This window comes from Flavobacterium sp. LB2P53 (genome assembly GCF_003970305.1).
GTDB lineage: Bacteria > Bacteroidota > Bacteroidia > Flavobacteriales > Flavobacteriaceae > Flavobacterium.
In genome coordinates, this window is the sequence record NZ_RYDG01000009.1 from 83046 (window position 1) to 103324 (window position 20279).

The following is a 20279-nucleotide window of genomic DNA, read 5'->3' on the forward strand; positions in this document are numbered from 1 at the left end:
ATAAAAGATTACAGTAGTTTATTTTCAATCGAATTTATTGCACTAAATGGAATTGCCGTAATAGAATTGCTCCTTTTTTGAACCAAGTCACCCCCATAAATCACATATCCCCCTTCTTTCTGAGCTAGTTTATTCCAATAAACAACTCCTTTAAAATAATCAATGGTTATTGTTTGCCCTGATTTTATCTCAATAGGAATTATATCCATCCCATTATCAATAATCAAGTCTATTTCTTTCCCTAAATTATCTCTCCAAAAATAAAGGTTATTGGTCTTGGCTTTATTAAATCTACTTTTAAGAAAATCAACAATAATCAAATTTTCAAAAAGCGCACCTCTAAATGGATGAACGTCAATTTGCTCACTATTTTGAATTCCCAATAAGGCAGACGCTAATCCCGTATCATAGAAATATAATTTAGGCATTTTTACAACTCTTTTGTTAAAATTAGAGTGATACGGTTGTAAACGGAACACTACAAAACTAGCTTCCAAAACACTAATCCAAGAACTAATCGTCTTTGTATCAACACCTATTTCTACCGCCAAACTATTCATATTCAACAACTGACCAATTCTACCAGCACATAATCGCAAGAATTTTTCAAAAACCACCAAATTGGTTATATTCTTAATCAGCCTAACGTCTCGCTCAATATATGTTCTAATATAATTTGAATACCACTGCGTAGTATCAACAGTGTCATTATATAACGAAGGATAGCAACCTTTAAAAATAGTCTGGCTAATAGTACGCTCCTTATCACCTATTTCGTGCAAAGTCAGTGGTAACAGATTAAGATAACCCACTCTTCCTGCTAAGCTCTGAGATATGCTTTCCTGCAACAAAAAATTATTTGAACCCGTTATAATAAATAAACCTTTTACAACTGATTCATCAAGGATTTGTTGCAAATAGGAAAAAATATCTGGAACTCTTTGCGCCTCATCAAATATTGCTCCATTGGGATAGTTTGACAAAAAGCCTCTTGGGTCTTCAATAGCAAACAAACGAATGTCGGGATTTTCAAAACTCACATACTCCTTGTCTTTAAAAATCCACCGTACCAAGGTAGTCTTACCAGACTGTCTCGGTCCAACCACGGCAACTGCTTTAAACTGCTTTGCCAAAGCTATAATTTCTTTTTCTGCTTCTCTACGTATCATTCTACAAATCTATACAATTACGGAATCAAATTCCATAATTGTATAGATTTTTTTAATCTGCGCCAATCTGCGTGAAATTTTTTTAACGCATCGGCGTGAAACTTTTCTATTTAAAACAATCAATATCAAATCGATATTCATCTTGAATTTCTCCTAACAAATAATCTCCCATGACCAATAATTTTGCTCCTTCCTTGAGTGCTTGAATACTACTTACGTACCCTTGAGGAATATGGAGAATATCAAGTGTTTCAGCATTTATTTATAATAAAAGAGAGTGATTTTAACTTTTTGGAAGGATTCTCCCAATTATCAATGGCAATCAATTCAATTTTAAAACTACCTTGTACAACAGAAAACCACCGTTGCTCTGTGCGGTGTCCTTACCACCCACGAACAAATGTGGTTTTGCTATTTTCTATGAGATAAATTCTTTTTATAGCCGTTGCATCAAAAGAATTATTAAATCGAAGGGTACCTCTAGTATCAGAATGATTTCCTCCTATAATTATTTTTGAAATTATTTTATTGGCAGTTGCAAATAGAACGTATTATTTGTCATCATAATGAAATCTACATTGAATAATAATACATTTTTGATCAATCCCTTTTGTTCCTTTTATGGAATAAACTAATCTATGTTCACCCGTAATTCTTCTTGACCAAAATCCTTTTAACCCAAACTTTAAAGGTTCTGGTTTTCCAATCCCTTTAAAACAATTTTGCTTAATTGATTTTATTAACCCTTTAATTTTATCAAGTACATCAGCATCATTTTCTATCCAGTAAGTAAAATCTTCCCAACCATGACTTGTAAATTCGATATTCATATGAAGATAATATTTGTTTTTGTCGTTCTCGATAGCTGTCGGGAGGAATCGCCATTCTTCATTCCAGTTTGTGATTTAGAATCATTGCGATTTTATGATTTTGTAAATTCTATTAATCTAATGAATAGGGAATTGTTTCTCCTTCCTTTAGTTGACCAATAGATTCTTGAAGTCTATTCCTATTACTCTTGGTGGATAACAGATGCTCTGTTTCCAAAAGTGAATTATATTCTTGAATTGACATAATGACAACCGCTTCATTCTCTTTATTTCTAGGAACTACAATTACTTCCATCGATTGAGAAACATAATCAAAGTATTCTTTCATCCCTTTTCTTAATGCTGAAATTGTTATCGCTTTCATAATTTATTTATTTTTTACAAATGTACAAAAAAATGTACTTAATATTGTACCACTTAACAATGTTTTATTTACGGGGATATCTGGATATTTTTACACGCCGATTTTCGCAGATTCTTTAAAATCTTTAAAAAATAGGCGCTAATCTGCACTTTTTTAATCTGCGCCAATCTGCGTGAAATTTTTATTTAGAAATTAGTTACGTTGTTTAAAAAAAGCATGGACAACTGCCGAAATCCGCTCCCTGTCTACATTCGTCAAATTAGAACCGGAAGGCAGACACAACCCCTTTTCAAATAAAGTTTCAGCAACTGTACTTCCATAGTATGGGTACTTCTCAAAAATAGGCTGTAAATGCATTGGTTTCCACAGAGGACGACATTCAATATTAGCTTGCTCGAAAGCCAACCGTAAAGCTTCTCTATTAATTCCTTTCGCTGCATTAGGTTCCACCACAATGGAACTCAGCCAGTAATTAGCAAAACAATCATCTTTTGGAGGTTCAAAAACGGTTACTGTTGCAATATCCTTGAATAAATCAACATAAAAAGCATGCATTTTTCTTCTCAAAGCCACATGGTCGTCTAAAACTTCCATTTGACCGCGGCCGATACCAGCACAAATAGTACTCATTCTATAATTATACCCTATTTCACTGTGTTGGTAATGTGGTGGATCATCCTTCAATCGTTCTTTTTTGCAAATCGATTACTGTTTTTTATTTTTCTCTTGCAAAACCTGTTTTGCATTCAATCCTGTTACAACTTTTTTACCTGTTCTAGCTTCCAATTCTTGAAGAGCTACTTTAGCAACGTTTCCCCCCTGTTGAGCCACTTTTTGACTCTCTTCAAAACTTTTAGGATTTACGGCTTGCGAAATATCTTTGGTAGAAGCCTCCGCTAGCATATTCAAAATCAATTCTGTATTAGTCATATTGTCCCGCAGATTTTCCTTTTTCAATCCCTTCAAAATTTTATACTCTTTAGTAGTTTTATCCGACCAAGCTTTGGTAATAATATCGGTTAATGTTGCAAACTGAATTCCTTCTTTCAGCCCTTTGTTTTTCCATTTACCCTGTGGGATAGTAAACATCCAACAGGGTGAATCGGTCAGTTCTTTTCGGATTTCAATACTTTTCAGTCGTTGATTGATCCAACTTTCCGAATAACCCAATTGCAAATACTGTTCTAAGGCGCGATCGATCGTCAGTTCAGGATCTTGCATCTCATCCAAACGTTCTGATGCTATTTGTGCCAACCAAAGTTTAAAAGGTTCCGCTGTTGGTGAAGGTATCGATTGTATCAGTCTGAAAAGCTGCTCGGTATCTGCCACATCAGTTTTATAAAACTTTCCATCGGCAGATTGCATTTTCAGTTGTACGATATCCTCGTACAACTGGCTCCCTTCCTTGGACAACTTCTTTTTTAAATCCGTCCAATACCTTCTAGGGATTGTACTATCGGTTAGTACAAGAATAACATCCACTATAGAAAAATACCATTTCTCTTGTTCAGAATCCCAAAGGGTGCGCACTTTTTTTTCTTCAAATAACTGTAAAGCTTGGCGTTGTGTCATACTCTATATTTTTAAAAGTTTACTTTTACAAAGATCGTATATCCGTTATTTGCATACTTATCAACTTTCAGTTTCGAACTGACAATAGCTAACAGATAACTACAAACCGAAAACCCTTCTCACTACCCCGGCAATCCGCTCCCTCTCCTCATTCGTCAAATTAGAACCGGAAGGCAAACACAATCCGTTTTCAAATAAAGTTTCAGCAACTGTACTTCCATAGTATGGGTACTTCTCAAAAATAGGCTGTAAATGCATTGGTTTCCACAAAGGACGACATTCAATATTGGCTTGCTCGAAAGCCAAACGCAAAGCTTCTCTATTAATTCCTTTCACTGCATCAGGTTCCACCACAATGGAACTCAGCCAGTAATTAGCAAAATAATCATCATTTGGAGCTTCAAAAACGGTTACTGTTGCAATATCCTTGAATAAATCAACATAAAAAGCATGCATTTTTCTTCTCAAAGCCACATGATCGTCTAAAACTTCCATTTGACCGCGGCCGATACCAGCACAAATATTACTCATTCTATAATTATACCCTATTTCACTGTGCTGGTAATGCGGCGCATCATCTCGCGACTGGGTCGCAAAAAACACAGCTCTGTCTTTCAACTCCTTTGTTCGAGTAACAATAGCACCACCTCCGGAAGTGGTAATGATTTTATTTCCATTAAAAGATAGAACTCCAATATCTCCGAAAGTACCGCATTTTTGTCCCTTATAACTGCTCCCTAATGCTTCCGCACTGTCTTCCAGAATTGGAATACCATATTTATCCGCTATTGTTCTAATTTCATCAATTTGATACGGCACGCCATACAAATGCACTGCAATAATCGCTTTAGGCGTTTTTCCTGTAGCAATTCGGTCTACAATAGCTTCTTCTAAGGCAATCGGGCATAGATTCCAGGTGTCCGTTTCACTGTCAATAAAAACAGGAATTGCTCCTTGATACAATATAGGATTAGCCGAAGCCGAAAAAGTCATACTCTGACAAAGCACTTCATCACCTGCTTGAACTCCTAATAAAATCAGACCTAAATGTATCGCTGCCGTACCCGAACTTAAAGCTCCGACTTGAGATTGATTCCCTAGACAGGATTCTAAATCGTGTTCCAAACCGTTTACATTAGGCCCTAGTGGCGCAACCCAGTTGGTATCAAAAGCCTCATTTACAAATTTTTGTTCGTTACCTCCCATGTGTGGGGACGAAAGCCATATTTTTGGATTATTCATATTTTATTGTTTTTACCCTAGCCCATATAAATATTAGTGGTATACATATTCATTCTATTATTCCGATTAATTCTTTTAAACTATTTATTATTTTTATTGGCAAATACTCAGGTGGCAAATCAAAATTTTGTTGATGAATATTTAATCCTTTATCCTTTAAACACACAGTACTCCATCCTAATCTATTAGGAGAAATAAAATCTTTTTTTGGATTATCAGCTATATAAAAATATTCTTCTGCCTCAATTTCAAAAAAATTTTTATAATTTTCTAAAGTGGGTTTTTCACTTCCAAACTCTTCCGAAATAATAATTTTATCAAAAAAACTTATTATACCAATTGCTGCGAGTTTATTCCTTTGAGTAATAGATCTTCCATCAGATATTAAACCTAAAAAAAAGCTTTTTTCTTTACAATAATTTAAAACTTCAATTACACCCTCATTTAGTTCTATTGACGGAAAATGATTTCGATAAATAGTTAACAATTCATCTTTAAGTATTAAGGGATATATAAGTAGTAATTCTTCAAAAACATTTTTACCTTCTTTATAACAAAGAACCATATAATTATAAATAGAAGTAGCATTATCCGGGTCAATAAATTTCGAAATTTCTCTAAATGCAGAATTTAAGAAATTGATTTCATATATAAGAGTATCATCCAAATCAAAAACAATAGCTTTTTTATACTTCATAATTATGGACTAAAATCTCATCATCGTAACGAAGCATTAACAAATTATTCTCCCATCCTTTGAAGTAAGGTATGTCTTCGTGCAATAAATATTCTTTTATTAACCATTGCGGAAAGTTAGCCCCAGCTAAATAGCTTAATGGATATCCTCCTCCGAAACGTGGGTTAATTTCAATCCCGATGATTCTTTTGGTTATTGGATTAAAGAAAAACTGCATAGTCAAACATCCTATTGCTCCTTCAATTTTAGAAAGTTTAGATTTTACAAACGTTTTTATTTCATTTTTCTGGGTAACCCCTTTGTTTATCTCACCACTTCTCACAAAAATGCGCTTACGTGGAACAACACATTTCAATTCATTATTTTTATCATAATAAGCATCTACTGTGTATTCGTCATTCTCCAAATTATCGATATACTCCATAAACATCAATTTACTATTAGACAAATGATATTCTGTTAACTCAGAATCATTTTTTACCACAAAGATATCCCTGCTTAAACTCCCATCATAAGGCTTTATAAACAACGGAAACGACGGTCTGTTTTTATCAATAGCTTTTGGAATATCTATCCCGTTTTCCAGAAAAAACTCATTACTAATTCGTTTGTCCCTACATTTTTGAATAAATTTAAAGTCCGAAACTATTGGAATTATCCCATTCTGAATAAATAAATCCTTATTTTCAGATAAGATCAACAACTCTGTATCAATAGTAGGAATTATCAACTTAATCCTTCTCTTTAAACAAATTTCCAACAAATCCTGTATATAATTCTCATCCGTTACCTTTGTTATGGAATCATATCCGTCAGAAACGTGACAAGCCGGGGCTAAAATTGGATTTAAATCAACAGTGTAAACTTTTGCAGTCTCACTTATTTTTTTTATTTCTTTTTGAAACGCTCTAACCAACGAAACACGTTGTCCTGCTGAAGTTAATAAAATATTCATATCCTTAATTTCCTTTAAAATTTTCCATTGTTGCTTGACCTACTTGACTAATCCCATCAGACTTAAAAACTTTTTTTAAGGTTAAAAAAAATATTTTTAAATCCAACATGAAAAACAAATGATCCACATACCATACATCATGCTCAAATTTTTCATCCCATGATATGGAGTTTCGTCCATTGACCTGAGCCCAACCCGTAATTCCAGGTTTTACATCGTGACGTCTTTTTTGTACTTCATTGTACAAAGATAAATATTCAGGAAGTAAAGGACGTGGTCCTACAAGGCTCATTTCTCCTTTAATTACATTAAGCAATTGTGGGATTTCATCCAAGGAAGTTTTTCGGACAAATTTACCAATTTTTGTTAAACGATGTTCATCAGATAATAAATTCCCTTCACTATCTTTTTTATCATTCATGGTTTTGAATTTGATGATTTTAAAAATCACCCTGTCTTTTCCGGGACGCATTTGAAAAAAAAAGGGTTTCCCCTCATTGGCGAAATATAACCCTACTGTGACCAAAAGGAACAACGGACTTAAAAAAAGCAGTCCAGTTAACGCTCCAATGAAGTCAATGATTCTTTTAAAAAAGAATTTATACATTTTCTATTTTGTTTTTAATCAGCTGATACGAATGAGTAACAGTGTATTCTCGTTGTAATAAATTCCATGCATTTTCCTGCATTTTATAAAAGGCTTCATCATTGGAGACTATTTTATTTATTGCGCTTTGCATGCTCTCACTATCTCCAGATAAAACTGAATACCCACAATTATTTTTTTTAATAATACTCCCAATATCTGTATTAGAATCAGTAGCAGTAATTACAGGCATTTTCATTTCTAAATACGACAACAATCGAGAAGGAAAATTAGGGATTTTAAAGTCTTGATGCAAAAAAATCATTCCAACATCACAAACCTTTAAAAGCTTGTCATAATCTTGCTTTGGTAATCCTGATACTAACATTGCATTTTTAGGTCGCTTATTTTGAAACCATTTATAAATTCGGTTAAACTCGGTACCAGATCCTACTATTAAAAAAAATACGTTTGGATTAATCGTTGAAATTATTGTTTCTAACAAAAAATCGAGCCCTTGGGGTTTTCCTAGATTTCCGCCATACACTATTATTTTTCGAGAAAAAGGCAAGCCATATTTCTTCCTGATTTTTCGCTTCTCTTCTGCTGTTTGTACCGTCTCTATTGGAGCTATCGAATTAGGATTAACCTCCACTTTTTCCTGAATTATTGTTGGATTATGGTCTATTATATACTTCTTGTTCGCCTCGGACATACAGCCTATTGTATCTGAAAGTTCATATAGTCTGCGTTCTTTTTTTAGAAAAAACTTGTGTAACGCACCTCCTTCTTTTAACATTTTCATATCCACCGCATTCTGAGGAAAGATATCTTTTAATAACAAATAGGAGTAAGCATTATCTCTTTTTTTAACAAAATCAATTACTTTCGAAAAAGTAATCGGTGGTGTGGAATACAAAATCAAATCAAATTTTATGGTCGAAAAATATTTTTTAATAGCATTTAAATACTGATATTCAATCGCTAATGTACCAATCCCTTTTTCTACAATATTCGTTTTTTGAAGATTAAAAGTACGGACATTCAAGATACTCACTCCATCCTTGGTTGAAAGGTGAGTCTTTTTTTTATCTCTGCGTTCGGAAGGGCTCACGACAAAAACATTATGTCCTTCTTCTTTGAATTTACGAAGCAAGTCCGTGTAAATCCCTCGCTCCTCCAAGGATTTAATTTTAACTAATGTCAAAAAAAGGATATTCATATTACTGTCTTAAATGGATTCACTCCAAACTACTCTCTTCACATAATCCGTATAACTCAAAATAATCCGTACCATTTTTTCCGAAACATTGGGCATTGAATAATCAGATACAGGTCTAAAATTACGTTCAGCACCTCTTTTTTGGGTTTGTAATTGCGTTAATCCCTGCATGATTCTTTCCGGGTTCAACCCCACCATCATTACAGAAGCTTCTTCCATGGCTTCAGGACGTTCGTGGGCATCGCGGATATTCAAGGCTGGAAAATTTAATGTAGAAGACTCTTCTGATATGGTTCCGCTATCTGATAAAACGGCATACGACTTCATTTGCAATGCATTGTAATCATTAAAGCCCATTGGTTTCAGGAATTGGACTTCCGGACGCATGACAATTTGTTTGGAATCAATCATCTTTTGAGTCCTCGGATGGGTACTCACAATAATTGGATAGCCATATTTTTCAGCAATCAGATTTAAACTATCCATTAATCCCTTGAAATTTTTTTCGTTATTGATGTTTTCTTCTCTATGAGCCGAAACCACAAAATATTTGTTTTCTTCTAAATGCAACGTATTTAAAATCCCCGAAGCATTAATATCCGACAAATAATGATTCAAAACCTCATACATCGGAGAACCGGTTTTGATGATTCTATCCGCAGGTAATCCTTCTCTCAATAAATACTCTCGTGCAATATCACTGTATGTCAAATTTATATCAGACACATGATCTACAATTTTACGGTTCGTTTCCTCCGGTACTCTTTGGTCAAAACAACGGTTACCAGCCTCCATGTGGAATATAGGAATATGACGTTTCTTTGCAGGAATAGCACATAAACAACTATTTGTATCTCCTAAAACTAAAAAAGCATCCGGTTTTTCAGTCTCTAATAATGGATCAATTTTTATTAAAATCTGTCCGATGGTTTCAGTTGCGGTTGCCCCCGCTGCGTTCAGAAAAAAATCGGGCTTACGTATACCTAAATCATCAAAGAAAATTTGGTTGAGTTCATAATCATAATTTTGTCCGGTGTGAACTATAATATGCTCAATAGCCTCCGAAGCGTCTAAGGCTGCCATTACTCTGGATAATCGTATAATCTCAGGACGGGTTCCTACTACCGTCATTACTTTTAATTGTTCTTTCATTTCTTATTAGTTCTCGCAGATCTCATAGATTTCCGCCGATGTTTACTTTGATTTAATTAAAAATCATTTACTATTCTTTTTATATTTTCTGTTATATTTTCACAATTAAAATTAACTAATATACCGACTTTCTTTCGTGACAATTTTAGATAAGTTAAGAGTTGCTTAAAATGTAATTTACATAAATCTTTCACAGATTTGATTTCAATAATAACTTTTTCCTCCACCAATATATCTAGTCTAAATCCAATTTCTAAATTGATACCGTCATACAATACTGGAAGTACAACTTGACTTTTAACTTCAAGGTTATGCTTTTTAAGTTCATAAAGCAAAGCAGCTTCGTAAACAGACTCTAACAATCCTGGACCTAGATTTTTGTATACTAAAAATATACATCCTCTAATTTTATAGGTAATATCATTTTCTTCTATAAAACTAAAATTTAATATTCTGCGAAGATCTGCGGAATCAGCGTACAAACAAATTACACATTCTCAAAATACGTATCTGGATCATTCGGGTCATAAAATTCATTAATCCAAAAATTGGTATAAAGAATCTCTTCCCCAATATTTTTTATATTATGAGCGTACCAAATAGGCATGTCTACATACGCAGGTTCATCTCCATCTAAATAGAAATCCAATACTTCATCAGTACCTATACGACGCAATTGAATTAAGGCTCTCCCTTTAATTACTGCAAAACGTTCGATTTTGCGGGTATGATAATGATTTCCTCTCGTAATTCCGGGAACGGTAGTAGAAAATGATACCTGCCCACCAACTCCTAATCGAATGATTTCTACAAAAGATCCTCTAGGATCTGTATGCTCGACAAATTTTACTGGAAAATGAGTTGCAATATCCATATAACAACGAAATGTATTGAACAAATTCAGTTCAAATGCAGTATTGATAGTAGGAATTACCCCGTTGTCTTGGTATTGCTCTTTATAGGTTTCCAGCAACGATAACAGTTGAGAAACTTTAGATTCCGAAGTATGAGGAATAACAATTTCTGATTTACTTTCTCCTCTCTTAATTTCTGAAAGAATCGCATCAACCAATTCTCCCACATAAATTAACTTCATATCCCCATCCACTTCAATAGTAGGAGTATCATTATGGGATAATTTATGGCAAAATGTAGCTACCACCGAATTGTAATTGGGATGACCAAAAGGTCCAAAAACATTAGGAATAATCATTCCAGTGAATTTTCCTCCTGCCTTTTCAGCCCAATACATCATTAACTCCCGTCCTTCTTTTTTAGATTTTCCATACAGGTTATCTCTTTCTTCTTGGGTAGAAGAGGAAAATAAAACATGTGCTTTAGAACTTGTAACTTCAAGAGCCTTTATTAATTTCTGAACTAAACCAATATTCGTATCATAAATAACTTGAGGGTCATTATGGCGGTTCATTGCAGCTAAATGGACAATAACATCACATTGAGCAACAAATTCATTTAGCTTATTTTCATCAGCAAAATACTCTTTTTGAAAATCAATTCGCTGGAATTCTACTGGGAATAACCCTAAAGTATTGTATAAATGCGTCCCGACAAAACCTGCCTGTCCTGTTATTCCTATTTTAATCATAATTATATTTTCTAATTGATTTCACACTGATAATAGCTGATCTAGCTACATACAGATTCTTACTAATTTCAAAAAATTAAAAAAATCTGTGTAAAACTTTTCTATTTAAAATAATCAATATCAAATCGATATTCATCTTGGATTTCTCCTAACATATAATCTGCCATGACCAACAATTTAGCTCCTTCCTTGAGTGCTTGAATACTACTTACGTATCCTTGAGGAACATGGAGAACATCAAGTGTTTCAGCATTTACAATAAAAGAGAGTGATTTTAACCCTTTGGAAGGATTTTCCCAATTATCAATGGCAATCAATTCAATTTTAAAACTACCTTGTAAAACAGAAAACCACCGTTGCTCTGTGCGGTGTCCTTGCCACCCACGAACAAATGTGGTCTCCTTATTTTCTATAAGATAAATCTTTTTTATAGCCGTAGCATCAAAAGAATTGTTAAATCGAACTGTACCTCTAGTATCAGAATGATTTCCTCCATTTATTATTTTCGGAACCATATTGTTTTTCGATTGATAATTATTAATGTCAATATCTGCTGTCTGGAATTTGTTGTCAGATTACTGAACACTAAAAACTGACTACTGAACACTAATTTTACTCGGGCATTTGAGCTACATCTTCTCCAAAAATTTCTTTTCTGATTAACGGTAATGTTGCCAGTAATTTTTTCATTCCCTCTACGCCTTGTTGTTCGGTATTATGAGAATGATAATCTTCTATTATAGAAACGTCTTGTTCTCCTTCCGAAAAATATTGTGCATAATTCAAATCCCGGTTATCGGCTGGAATTCGGTAGAAATCCCCCATATCCTCAGCTTTAACCATCTCTTCACGCGTACACAAGGTTTCATACAATTTTTCCCCATGACGAGTCCCTATAATCTTGATTTCAGTATCAGCATTACAAAGTTCTTTCAGGGCTTGTGCCAAATCACCTATTGTTCCCGCAGGGGCTTTGTTCACAAATAAATCGCCTGGATTACCATGCTCGAAAGCGAACAATACTAATTCTACAGCTTCATCCAATGACATTAAAAAACGAGTCATATTCGGATCCGTAATCGTGATTATTTTGCCTTCCTGAATTTGTTTTAAAAATAACGGAATCACGGAACCTCTGGAAGCCATAACATTCCCATAACGAGTTAAACAAACTGTTGTTTCAGATAAATTTCTGGACGCTGCCACAGCCACTTTTTCCATTAATGCTTTAGATATTCCCATCGCATTAATAGGATAAGCTGCTTTATCTGTACTTAAACAAATTACTTTTTTAACTTTATTGGCACCTGCAGCATCAATTACATTTTGAGTCCCAAAAACATTTGTTTTAGTCGCTTCCAAAGGAAAAAACTCACAGGAAGGTACTTGTTTTAAAGCGGCAGCATGAAAAACATAATCTACCCCTCGCATCGCACGCTCTACACTATTATAATCACGAACATCTCCGATGTAAAACTTAAGCTTGTCATTCTTCAACTGATTACGCATATCGTCTTGTTTCTTCTCATCACGAGAAAAAATACGAATTTCTTTAAAATGATCTGTGTGAAGGAAACGGTTTAAAACCGCATTACCAAAAGAGCCTGTGCCACCAGTAATTAATAAGGTTTTATTTTTCAACATATTAATCTAAAATTATATTTTTAAAATATTTTGCCCTAGAACTTCTAGAAAAATTATCTATTACAAATTGTTTGTTCTTTTCTAATTGCTTTGCATCAATAAATTGTTCATTTTCCAACTCATCAAAAAACATAACTGCATCATAATATTCATTAAAATCCTTTATTAGGTATCCACCATCACCAATCGTATCTTGTAAGCCTCCATTACCTGTATGAAAAACAAAATTATTCAACATCATTGCTTCTATAACCGCTATTCCAAAGCCCTCATATATAGATAATTGCATATAATACTTACTTCTACTTAATAAATTTATTTTATAGTTTTCATCAATATTACCCGTAAATATGACAGAATCTTCTAAGCCTTCTTTTTTAATTATTCCTTTTAGATAGTCACTTCCTTCACCAAAACTACCAATTAGGTATAACTTATAATCTTTATGATTGGCTTTAATTTTTTTAAATAGATGGATCGTTTTATCAACACCTTTCCTTTTAACATTTGAAATTGTTGACATCCAACATATTGTAGTAATTATATTCTCTTTTTCAAAGGAATTTGCAAAATTATAATCTACAACATTAATAGAGTGTGGCGAATACGACAGTTTCGAAGAAGACATTTTTGGAAACTTTTCCAATACTTTAATTACATTAATGAAGTCCCCCTTTGAAACAATATTACAACTATCTGAAAACAAATAATTTATCTTAAAAAAAAATCGAAAAACAGCACGTCGCTTTTTATTTAAAACAATGTTTTTACTTAATTCATCTATACCACCTGTATATATTACCTTTTTAAAAAACAAACGAGCAAATAAAGCAGGTATTAATGATTTCTTGTAAAAATATAAAAAAGCAACATCATATTTCCAAAATTTTAAAAAAGGAATATATCTATTAGTACATATTACAGAAAACCCAGCTTCTTCAAGAACTTTTACATCCTCTACATAAAACCCTGTCAATTTAAATAACTTATAATCTTTTACAGAAGAATAAAAAAGAACTCTTTTCATGATATTAATCTTTCTTTATTATTTCCAACATACTTTCAACCCAATTAAAACTTAATTCCTCTCTTCTAGTTTTACATTTTTGTTTTACAGTTTCATAATTACTTTTATTAAGTAATTTTTCAATTTTAATTCTCAAATCATCTACATTTAATTCAAACAACAATTCTTCAAATAACAAAACTTCTGGAATCCCACCTTTCTTTGAACCTAAAACCGGAATTTCATAATAGAGAGCTTCTAAAATTGTATTTGGAAAGGAATCTGCCACAGAGGGTACCACAAGTAAGTCAGAATTGCATAACATAGGAAGCGGAAAATTTTGGTAACCTAAAAATTCTATATTTGAATGCTCTTTATAATCTTTCTCATAAATTAACAACTTATCTCCTCCACCAATAATTCTTAGAATACATTTTTCCTTTAAAATCGTACTTTTCGTAAAAGCTTCTAATAAAAAAAATAATCCCTTTCGACTATCACTTATATTCCCAATAAAAGAAATAATAAACTTACCATCACGATCCTTATTTCTATCTTCATAATCCGAAATGGCTTTTATCCACGAAGGATTAATATTATTAGGTATAATATCCGTTTTAGCATCTAAATCACCTGATAAATTTCGATGTCTTAATTTTAAAACATCAATATCGTAATTGCACTGTACAATAATTTTTTTTGCATATTTCAATACAATAGACTCGGAAATTCTGTAAAATTTAATGAATAAAGAGTTTACTAATCTATTTTTATTATTATCCTCAAATGCGATATTTCTGTAATTAATAAAATCCTGCCAAACTATAAAACACATGTTCTTAAAACCATAAAATTTCATCTGAATTCCATAAGGCACATCTATTCCTACAGATCTATCATACTTAATTCCCCTAAGTCTTTCCGTCACAAATCTATAATTAATTATAAAATTGATTAGTCCTAAAGGTAAAATTGATTTTTTTATTTGTTTTATCTCAAAATGTTGAATATTTGTCTTTTTAGAAATAAAGTCAGATTTTGGTGAAAACAAAACGACTTTTATTCCCTCATTAACAAAACCTTCTATTAATTCTAATAGTCGTCGCGTCCCACCTGTAATTTCATGACTTTCAAAGTCGTGATGTGAGAAAAAAATTATTGTAAACTCAGAATTATTCATATTAAGGTGATTATATGATAATATATAAAATAAGATTTAAAAGAATTATTGAAACTAACGCTAGACCCAGTAAATTAAATGTTTCTTTTAGTATGAATCTAACTGTAAAACCAAAATTTGCGATCTTAAAATTTATAATATGTAATACTAAGATAGATAATGGAGCGATTAAATCTATTCTATGTCGATAATTAAACAAAGTTCCCCCTAAAACAATATGTCCGACTATACAAATTATAAAAACTAAAATTGAATTCCCTTTAATATATTTTATATTTTTTAATATGTACCCCCATAAAAACAAGTAAGAAACACCCGCTATAGAAATAAAAATTTCATACGGGAATATCATTTCTTGCATAAATATAGTATACGTTGGAAAAGGAAGGAAAAAATATAAAATTGAATACACTATTATTCTGACAGGAAGAGGCATTGCTAAAATCTTTCCTCCAATCCCTCCTTTAGAACTATTATCGAGTTGTAATTCCATGAAGTCTATGTAGAGAGTACCATAATTAATATATAAATAAAAAAATAGTAATGAAATAAAAAGTATTCCAAATATAAGTAAGGAATATTTTTTTAATATAGTTCTTTGATTAATGAAGATTTTCCTAGCATTGAAAATAAATACAGATAAAAAAACAATAAATAAAATTTCAATTCTTAAGTTGAACAACATAAAAAAGGAAAAAAGCAAAAATATATACTTATAAACACCTTCTAACTTTAAATAACTAAAACATATTAATCCTAAAAAGAAAGTCAAAAATAATTCTCTTTCAAGAGTAAGTGCGAACCCAAAAAAAGATGGCTCGAATAAAGCAAATAATATAAAAATACAAGCTAATGGTTTTTTATCTAATGTCAACATTTTAGAATATAAAAGAACCAATAATGCAACAATAATTAAATTACTACAAAGTAAAATTTGATAATTCACATCTATATTCAAAAAATTTAAGACTTTAACATAACTTATCAAGTAAATAGGGTACCCTTTATAGGCTAATAGATCAAATCCAGAATTCAAATCATTTATAGATAATTTACTTGCTATATCATAAAACATCACAGAATCAAAAGCAGTAAACTGAAATCCTGAACGCATATTCTGTAAATTCGGAAAAAACAAAACAACAATCAAAAAAGACATTAAGAAAAAACCGAAAAAAAGTGATGACAATAAAAATTTATATGACATACATATTGAATGAAAAATTAGTTTTTATTATTTTATTTTTAAAAATTTATTAATAATAACTGAAACTAAAAATAAAAAAGATTTATGCATTAATAAAATATTATGTTTTCCCATCATAGATATGATCTCTATTTTTATTTTAAATGGTGAACGGAAAATCATTATTAAATAATTTTTTTCATGTAAATAGTAATTTTTAACCATACAAATTACATTTGATTTTTTATAGTTTGAGATTTTTAGTAATTCCAAAATTGTATACGGAACCATCCATGTAAAAACAGACAAAGATTCCTTTTTCCAAGTTGTATCCGACAATTTATCTAATACGTATACTTTATCTTCTATATAAACATTATCAATTGATGATAAAAAAAAAAACAATAAAGGATCAGTAATCCTTGATTTTCTATTAATATTTAATAAGGGTTTAAGCAACTCAGTTCTATATATTCCAGCTGACATAAACATACATGATGTTTTATTCTTATTAAAGAAATCTACTGCAAAAGTATTATTATTCTGAACAAAACCTGATAATCCCATCAAATTAATAGTTGAAAAGGAGTTAGAAATGTTATCATAGAATGATTTATAGTTCATAAAAACATAATTAACGTTTTTTAATTTAATATTTTTTATTACAACATCTAATACACCATCAATTAAAACATCATCATCCCCTAAAAACCATACATATTCGGAATTAACCTTTTGCAACAGACTATAAAAATTACCAATTAACCCAAGATTTTTTTTATTTAAAAATAATTCAAATTGAGGATTATTCTTATGAAAATAAATAAGTTTTTCTCTATGTTTCATGTCAGAAAAATTATCCGAAACTTTAACATCAATTAAATTATTAATTGATTTTAATTCTTTTAACACAAAAGACAATTGATTAATAACATATTCACTTCTATTATATGTAGGAATACAAATTGTAAGTAATTTTTTATTCATTGTGCCAAACCTTTTTCTTATTTATAAATGTATATCGAGACCAGATAAAAGCTAAAATTGTCAACAGCATATAACCTGAAGTAATACCTATAACACCGAAATAACGCCCTAAAACGATTGTAGATAAGGAGCAAAATATACCCATAACTATACTTTGCAAAAGCATAGGTTCTTTTTTATGACAACGGAGATATGTTGCCCAAGAAGTTACAAAGTGATTAAGCATAATTGGAACAATCATAAATAGCATAGGTAAAAATGGCAGGAAGCGATCACTAAAGTTTTTATCTCCAATTTTTATATTTAAATGGTTCAAAAAAAATAAAAAAAATAAAAAAACTGTTAAGATAAATACGTTTAGTAATGTTGACTGGATAAGTGTTTTATTAAATAAATGATCCAATTGTTTATAATCTTTTTTAGCAATTAAATCAGAAAAAATAGGCACTTTTGTAGAAATCCAACTAAACCCTAATGAAAAAACAGCATTTAAAACAGTCAATGTCATTCCCATTTGTCCGGCAACAATAGCACCTTCTGTAGCAAATAGCACAGGGTTAAAAAGTTGAAAAATAAAATAACCACTAATCCAGCTCAATGCTATTTTCCATTGAAATGGAAAAATTTCTAAGCGATAATTGACTTCCCATTCTCCAACTTTGTTCCAAATAAACTTAAGTAATCTTATTTTAGAACCTAATAAAATCCATATTGGCACTATAAAAAATGCTATGATAGCGGCTATCGGAGTAGAAAAAAGTTTATACCCTAACAAAAAAAACAACAAAACTAATAAAAGTTGAACTACTTGTTGTATCATTCTAATTTTCGCAACTTCTTTTATTTGTCCCAATCCTTCAAAAAAAGCTAGTATTGGTGAAATCATCAACGATAAGGAAGTTGTAATAGATAAAATAACCCAAGGGATTTGCCAATTTACACCTATATTAGCGCTACCAAATTTGGCAAAAAAAACATAGCCTGCTAACAACAAACCACTTAATAACAAAATCGCAATCACACCAAACCATTTTATGGTAAACCTTAATAAAGAAGCTAATCGTGAACATGATTCAGCTAAACCTGTAAAACTAGTTTTGTCTTTCCAGATCAAATTAGAATTTTCATGGGCTACGAACTGGGTAATTATATTTGACAATCCAAGTTCGAAGAAAATCTGGATGGCTAATATACTTCCAAAAGTATAATAATATCCTTGTTCTACTTTAGTTAGACATTTGGCTATAAAAACAAGTGTAATCACGCCTCCTCCAGCCTGAATCATCCTTGATAAAATTGTAAAAGCAATAGCCCCATCCAAGCCTATTTTCCTAGAAATACTTTTTAATAAATCTATCACATTAAGAGTTTAAATATTCCCTTATTACATCAGCTATATAATCATAATGTGTTTCGTTTAAACCCGGCCAAACCCCTAGCCAAAACGATTGATTCATGATCGTATCCGTATTAGTCAAATCGCCTACGACACGGTGTTCTATATTAGCATAAGCCGGTTGGCGCAATAAGTTCCCTCCAAACAACAAGCGAGTACCAATTTTTTTCTCTTCAAGATGTTGTACTAGCATGTGACGGTCAGCCGCATCACCTTCTCTAAGCGTCAATAAGAAACCAAACCAAGAAGGATCGGAATTTGGTGTTGGTTCTGGAAGGATAAAGACCTCTTCGAATTCTTTCATACGTTCGTACAAAGCAGCATAATTTTCCTTACGTCTTTGCACAAACCCATCTATCTTTTTGATTTGCGATACCCCAAATGCCGCTTGCATATCGGTCACTTTAAGATTAAATCCAATATGAGAATAGGTATATTTATGGTCATAACCATAAGGTAAAGTTCCTAGCTCTTGCCCGAAACGACACCCACAAGTATTGTCTTTACCTGGTTCACAATAACAATCTCTTCCCCAATCACGGAAACTTTCGGCTAACTTAGATAATACTGGATTGTTAATCAATACCGCTCCTCCTTCTCCCATAGTGATATGGTGTGCAGGATAAAAAGAGAAAGTGGAAATATCTCCAAAAGTTCCTGTTTTTTGTCCTTTGAAAGTCGCTCCAAGAGAATCACAATCATCCTCTATTACCCATAGATTGTATTTTTTAGCAACACGCATTACTTCATCCAAATCGAAAGGATTCCCTAATGAATGGGCAATCATAATCGCTTTTGTCTTTGGGCTTACTGCTACTTCCAGCATATCCGCTTTCACATTGTGCGTAGCAATATCTATATCTATAAAAACAGGAATTGCCCCAAACTGAATGATTGGGTTTATGGTAGTAGGGAAACCAGCGGCTACCGTTATCACTTCATCACCTGGCTTGATGGCACGTTCTCCTAATTTTGGAGAAGTCAAAGCGTAAAAAGCCACCAAATTGGCTGATGAACCCGAGTTTACCAATAAAGCTCTATGTGCACCGAAATATTTTGCAAAATCTTCTTCGAATTTATTGGCAAAGCGACCTGCAGTCAACCAACCATCTAAAGCGGCATCGACTCCCATTAAAATATCTTCTTCATCTAACACTTTACCAGTAACCGGGATGTAATTTTCTCCGGCAATGATCACCTGTGTCGATTTCTTTTTGGCTATTTCTCTTAAACTGTTTAAGAGAGTGACGTCTTTTAAATTTTGTAACATATAAAATTATTTTAAATAGTCTTATTATAATATTTAGTAATCTGATTTTTAATGATATCGATTTTGCGAAAATTTTCTTTTAAGTAATAGTATTTATACTCTTCAAAAAAACGTACTACCTGCTTTAAATCAGTAACAATAAAAACATCTAATAATTGAAGTTTAATAGAATTTCATTATTCCTAAGACATTCAGTACGTATTTTTAAAAAAAAA

The 20279-nt window shown here is 32.0% G+C and carries 21 protein-coding genes; all 21 read right to left on the reverse strand.

What is annotated here, in order from left to right; genetic code table 11:
• Nucleotides 1-8 precede the first annotated feature (8 nt).
• Nucleotides 9-1169 (reverse strand): ATP-binding protein, encoded by a 1161-nt coding sequence (locus EKL95_RS11830; RefSeq protein WP_126555279.1) that lies wholly within the window; start codon nucleotides 1167-1169, stop codon nucleotides 9-11.
• A 551-nt stretch (nucleotides 1170-1720) separates the two neighbouring features.
• Nucleotides 1721-1999, reverse strand: coding sequence for a Txe/YoeB family addiction module toxin (locus EKL95_RS11840; RefSeq protein WP_126561818.1), 279 nt, complete (start codon nucleotides 1997-1999; stop codon nucleotides 1721-1723).
• Nucleotides 2000-2111: 112 nt separating this feature from the next.
• Nucleotides 2112-2363, reverse strand: coding sequence for a type II toxin-antitoxin system Phd/YefM family antitoxin (locus tag EKL95_RS11845; RefSeq protein ID WP_126461271.1), 252 nt, complete (start codon nucleotides 2361-2363; stop codon nucleotides 2112-2114).
• A 192-nt stretch (nucleotides 2364-2555) separates the two neighbouring features.
• Nucleotides 2556-3047, reverse strand: a complete 492-nt coding sequence (locus tag EKL95_RS11850; RefSeq protein ID WP_317125166.1) for a DegT/DnrJ/EryC1/StrS family aminotransferase — start codon at nucleotides 3045-3047, stop codon at nucleotides 2556-2558.
• 21 nt (nucleotides 3048-3068) lie between these two features.
• Nucleotides 3069-3935, reverse strand: a complete 867-nt coding sequence (locus EKL95_RS11855; protein WP_126561817.1) for a Bro-N domain-containing protein — start codon at nucleotides 3933-3935, stop codon at nucleotides 3069-3071.
• 99 nt (nucleotides 3936-4034) lie between these two features.
• Nucleotides 4035-5177 carry a DegT/DnrJ/EryC1/StrS family aminotransferase gene (locus EKL95_RS11860; RefSeq protein WP_126561816.1) on the reverse strand — a complete coding sequence of 381 codons (1143 nt, stop codon included), beginning with the start codon at nucleotides 5175-5177 and terminating at the stop codon, nucleotides 4035-4037.
• A 49-nt stretch (nucleotides 5178-5226) separates the two neighbouring features.
• Nucleotides 5227-5874, reverse strand: coding sequence for an HAD family hydrolase (locus EKL95_RS11865; RefSeq protein WP_126561815.1), 648 nt, complete (start codon nucleotides 5872-5874; stop codon nucleotides 5227-5229).
• Complete coding sequence (locus EKL95_RS11870) at nucleotides 5864-6829, reverse strand: ATP-grasp domain-containing protein (protein WP_126561814.1); 966 nt, start codon at nucleotides 6827-6829, stop codon at nucleotides 5864-5866. Before EKL95_RS11870 ends, EKL95_RS11865 begins: the two co-directional genes overlap by 11 nt.
• A gap of 4 nt (nucleotides 6830-6833) precedes the next feature.
• Nucleotides 6834-7436: a sugar transferase gene (locus EKL95_RS11875; RefSeq protein ID WP_126561813.1), complete on the reverse strand. Its 603-nt coding sequence runs from the start codon at nucleotides 7434-7436 to the stop codon at nucleotides 6834-6836.
• On the reverse strand, nucleotides 7429-8637 hold the full coding sequence (locus EKL95_RS11880; RefSeq protein ID WP_126561812.1) for a glycosyltransferase family 4 protein: 1209 nt from the start codon (nucleotides 8635-8637) through the stop codon (nucleotides 7429-7431). The genes EKL95_RS11875 and EKL95_RS11880 overlap by 8 nt, the downstream gene beginning before the upstream one ends.
• 9 nt (nucleotides 8638-8646) lie before the next feature.
• Nucleotides 8647-9789, reverse strand: a complete 1143-nt coding sequence (gene wecB, locus EKL95_RS11885) for a non-hydrolyzing UDP-N-acetylglucosamine 2-epimerase (protein WP_126561811.1) — start codon at nucleotides 9787-9789, stop codon at nucleotides 8647-8649.
• A 56-nt stretch (nucleotides 9790-9845) separates the two neighbouring features.
• Nucleotides 9846-10223, reverse strand: a complete 378-nt coding sequence (locus EKL95_RS11890; protein ID WP_126561885.1) for a GxxExxY protein — start codon at nucleotides 10221-10223, stop codon at nucleotides 9846-9848.
• A gap of 53 nt (nucleotides 10224-10276) precedes the next feature.
• Nucleotides 10277-11395, reverse strand: a complete 1119-nt coding sequence (locus EKL95_RS11895) for an NAD-dependent epimerase/dehydratase family protein (protein ID WP_126561810.1) — start codon at nucleotides 11393-11395, stop codon at nucleotides 10277-10279.
• 101 nt (nucleotides 11396-11496) lie between these two features.
• Nucleotides 11497-11910, reverse strand: coding sequence for a WxcM-like domain-containing protein (locus EKL95_RS11900; RefSeq protein WP_126561809.1), 414 nt, complete (start codon nucleotides 11908-11910; stop codon nucleotides 11497-11499).
• 97 nt (nucleotides 11911-12007) lie between these two features.
• Nucleotides 12008-13039: a polysaccharide biosynthesis protein gene (locus EKL95_RS11905; RefSeq protein WP_126561808.1), complete on the reverse strand. Its 1032-nt coding sequence runs from the start codon at nucleotides 13037-13039 to the stop codon at nucleotides 12008-12010.
• 1 nt (nucleotide 13040) lies between these two features.
• The gene (locus tag EKL95_RS11910; RefSeq protein ID WP_126561807.1) at nucleotides 13041-14066 is read right to left on the reverse strand and encodes a glycosyltransferase; all 1026 of its coding nucleotides are present in this window, start codon (nucleotides 14064-14066) and stop codon (nucleotides 13041-13043) included.
• Nucleotides 14067-14070: 4 nt separating this feature from the next.
• Nucleotides 14071-15225, reverse strand: a complete 1155-nt coding sequence (locus EKL95_RS11915; RefSeq protein WP_126561806.1) for a glycosyltransferase family 4 protein — start codon at nucleotides 15223-15225, stop codon at nucleotides 14071-14073.
• Nucleotides 15226-15235: 10 nt separating this feature from the next.
• Nucleotides 15236-16432 carry a hypothetical protein gene (locus tag EKL95_RS11920; RefSeq protein ID WP_126561805.1) on the reverse strand — a complete coding sequence of 399 codons (1197 nt, stop codon included), beginning with the start codon at nucleotides 16430-16432 and terminating at the stop codon, nucleotides 15236-15238.
• Nucleotides 16433-16459: 27 nt separating this feature from the next.
• A complete protein-coding gene (locus EKL95_RS11925; protein ID WP_126561804.1) occupies nucleotides 16460-17398 on the reverse strand; it encodes a glycosyltransferase in 939 nt (312 codons plus the stop codon).
• Nucleotides 17391-18758 carry an oligosaccharide flippase family protein gene (locus EKL95_RS11930; RefSeq protein WP_126561803.1) on the reverse strand — a complete coding sequence of 456 codons (1368 nt, stop codon included), beginning with the start codon at nucleotides 18756-18758 and terminating at the stop codon, nucleotides 17391-17393. The genes EKL95_RS11925 and EKL95_RS11930 overlap by 8 nt, the downstream gene beginning before the upstream one ends.
• Before the next feature lies 1 nt (nucleotide 18759).
• Nucleotides 18760-20064 carry a lipopolysaccharide biosynthesis protein RfbH gene (gene rfbH, locus EKL95_RS11935; protein WP_126561802.1) on the reverse strand — a complete coding sequence of 435 codons (1305 nt, stop codon included), beginning with the start codon at nucleotides 20062-20064 and terminating at the stop codon, nucleotides 18760-18762.
• Nucleotides 20065-20279 lie beyond the last annotated feature (215 nt).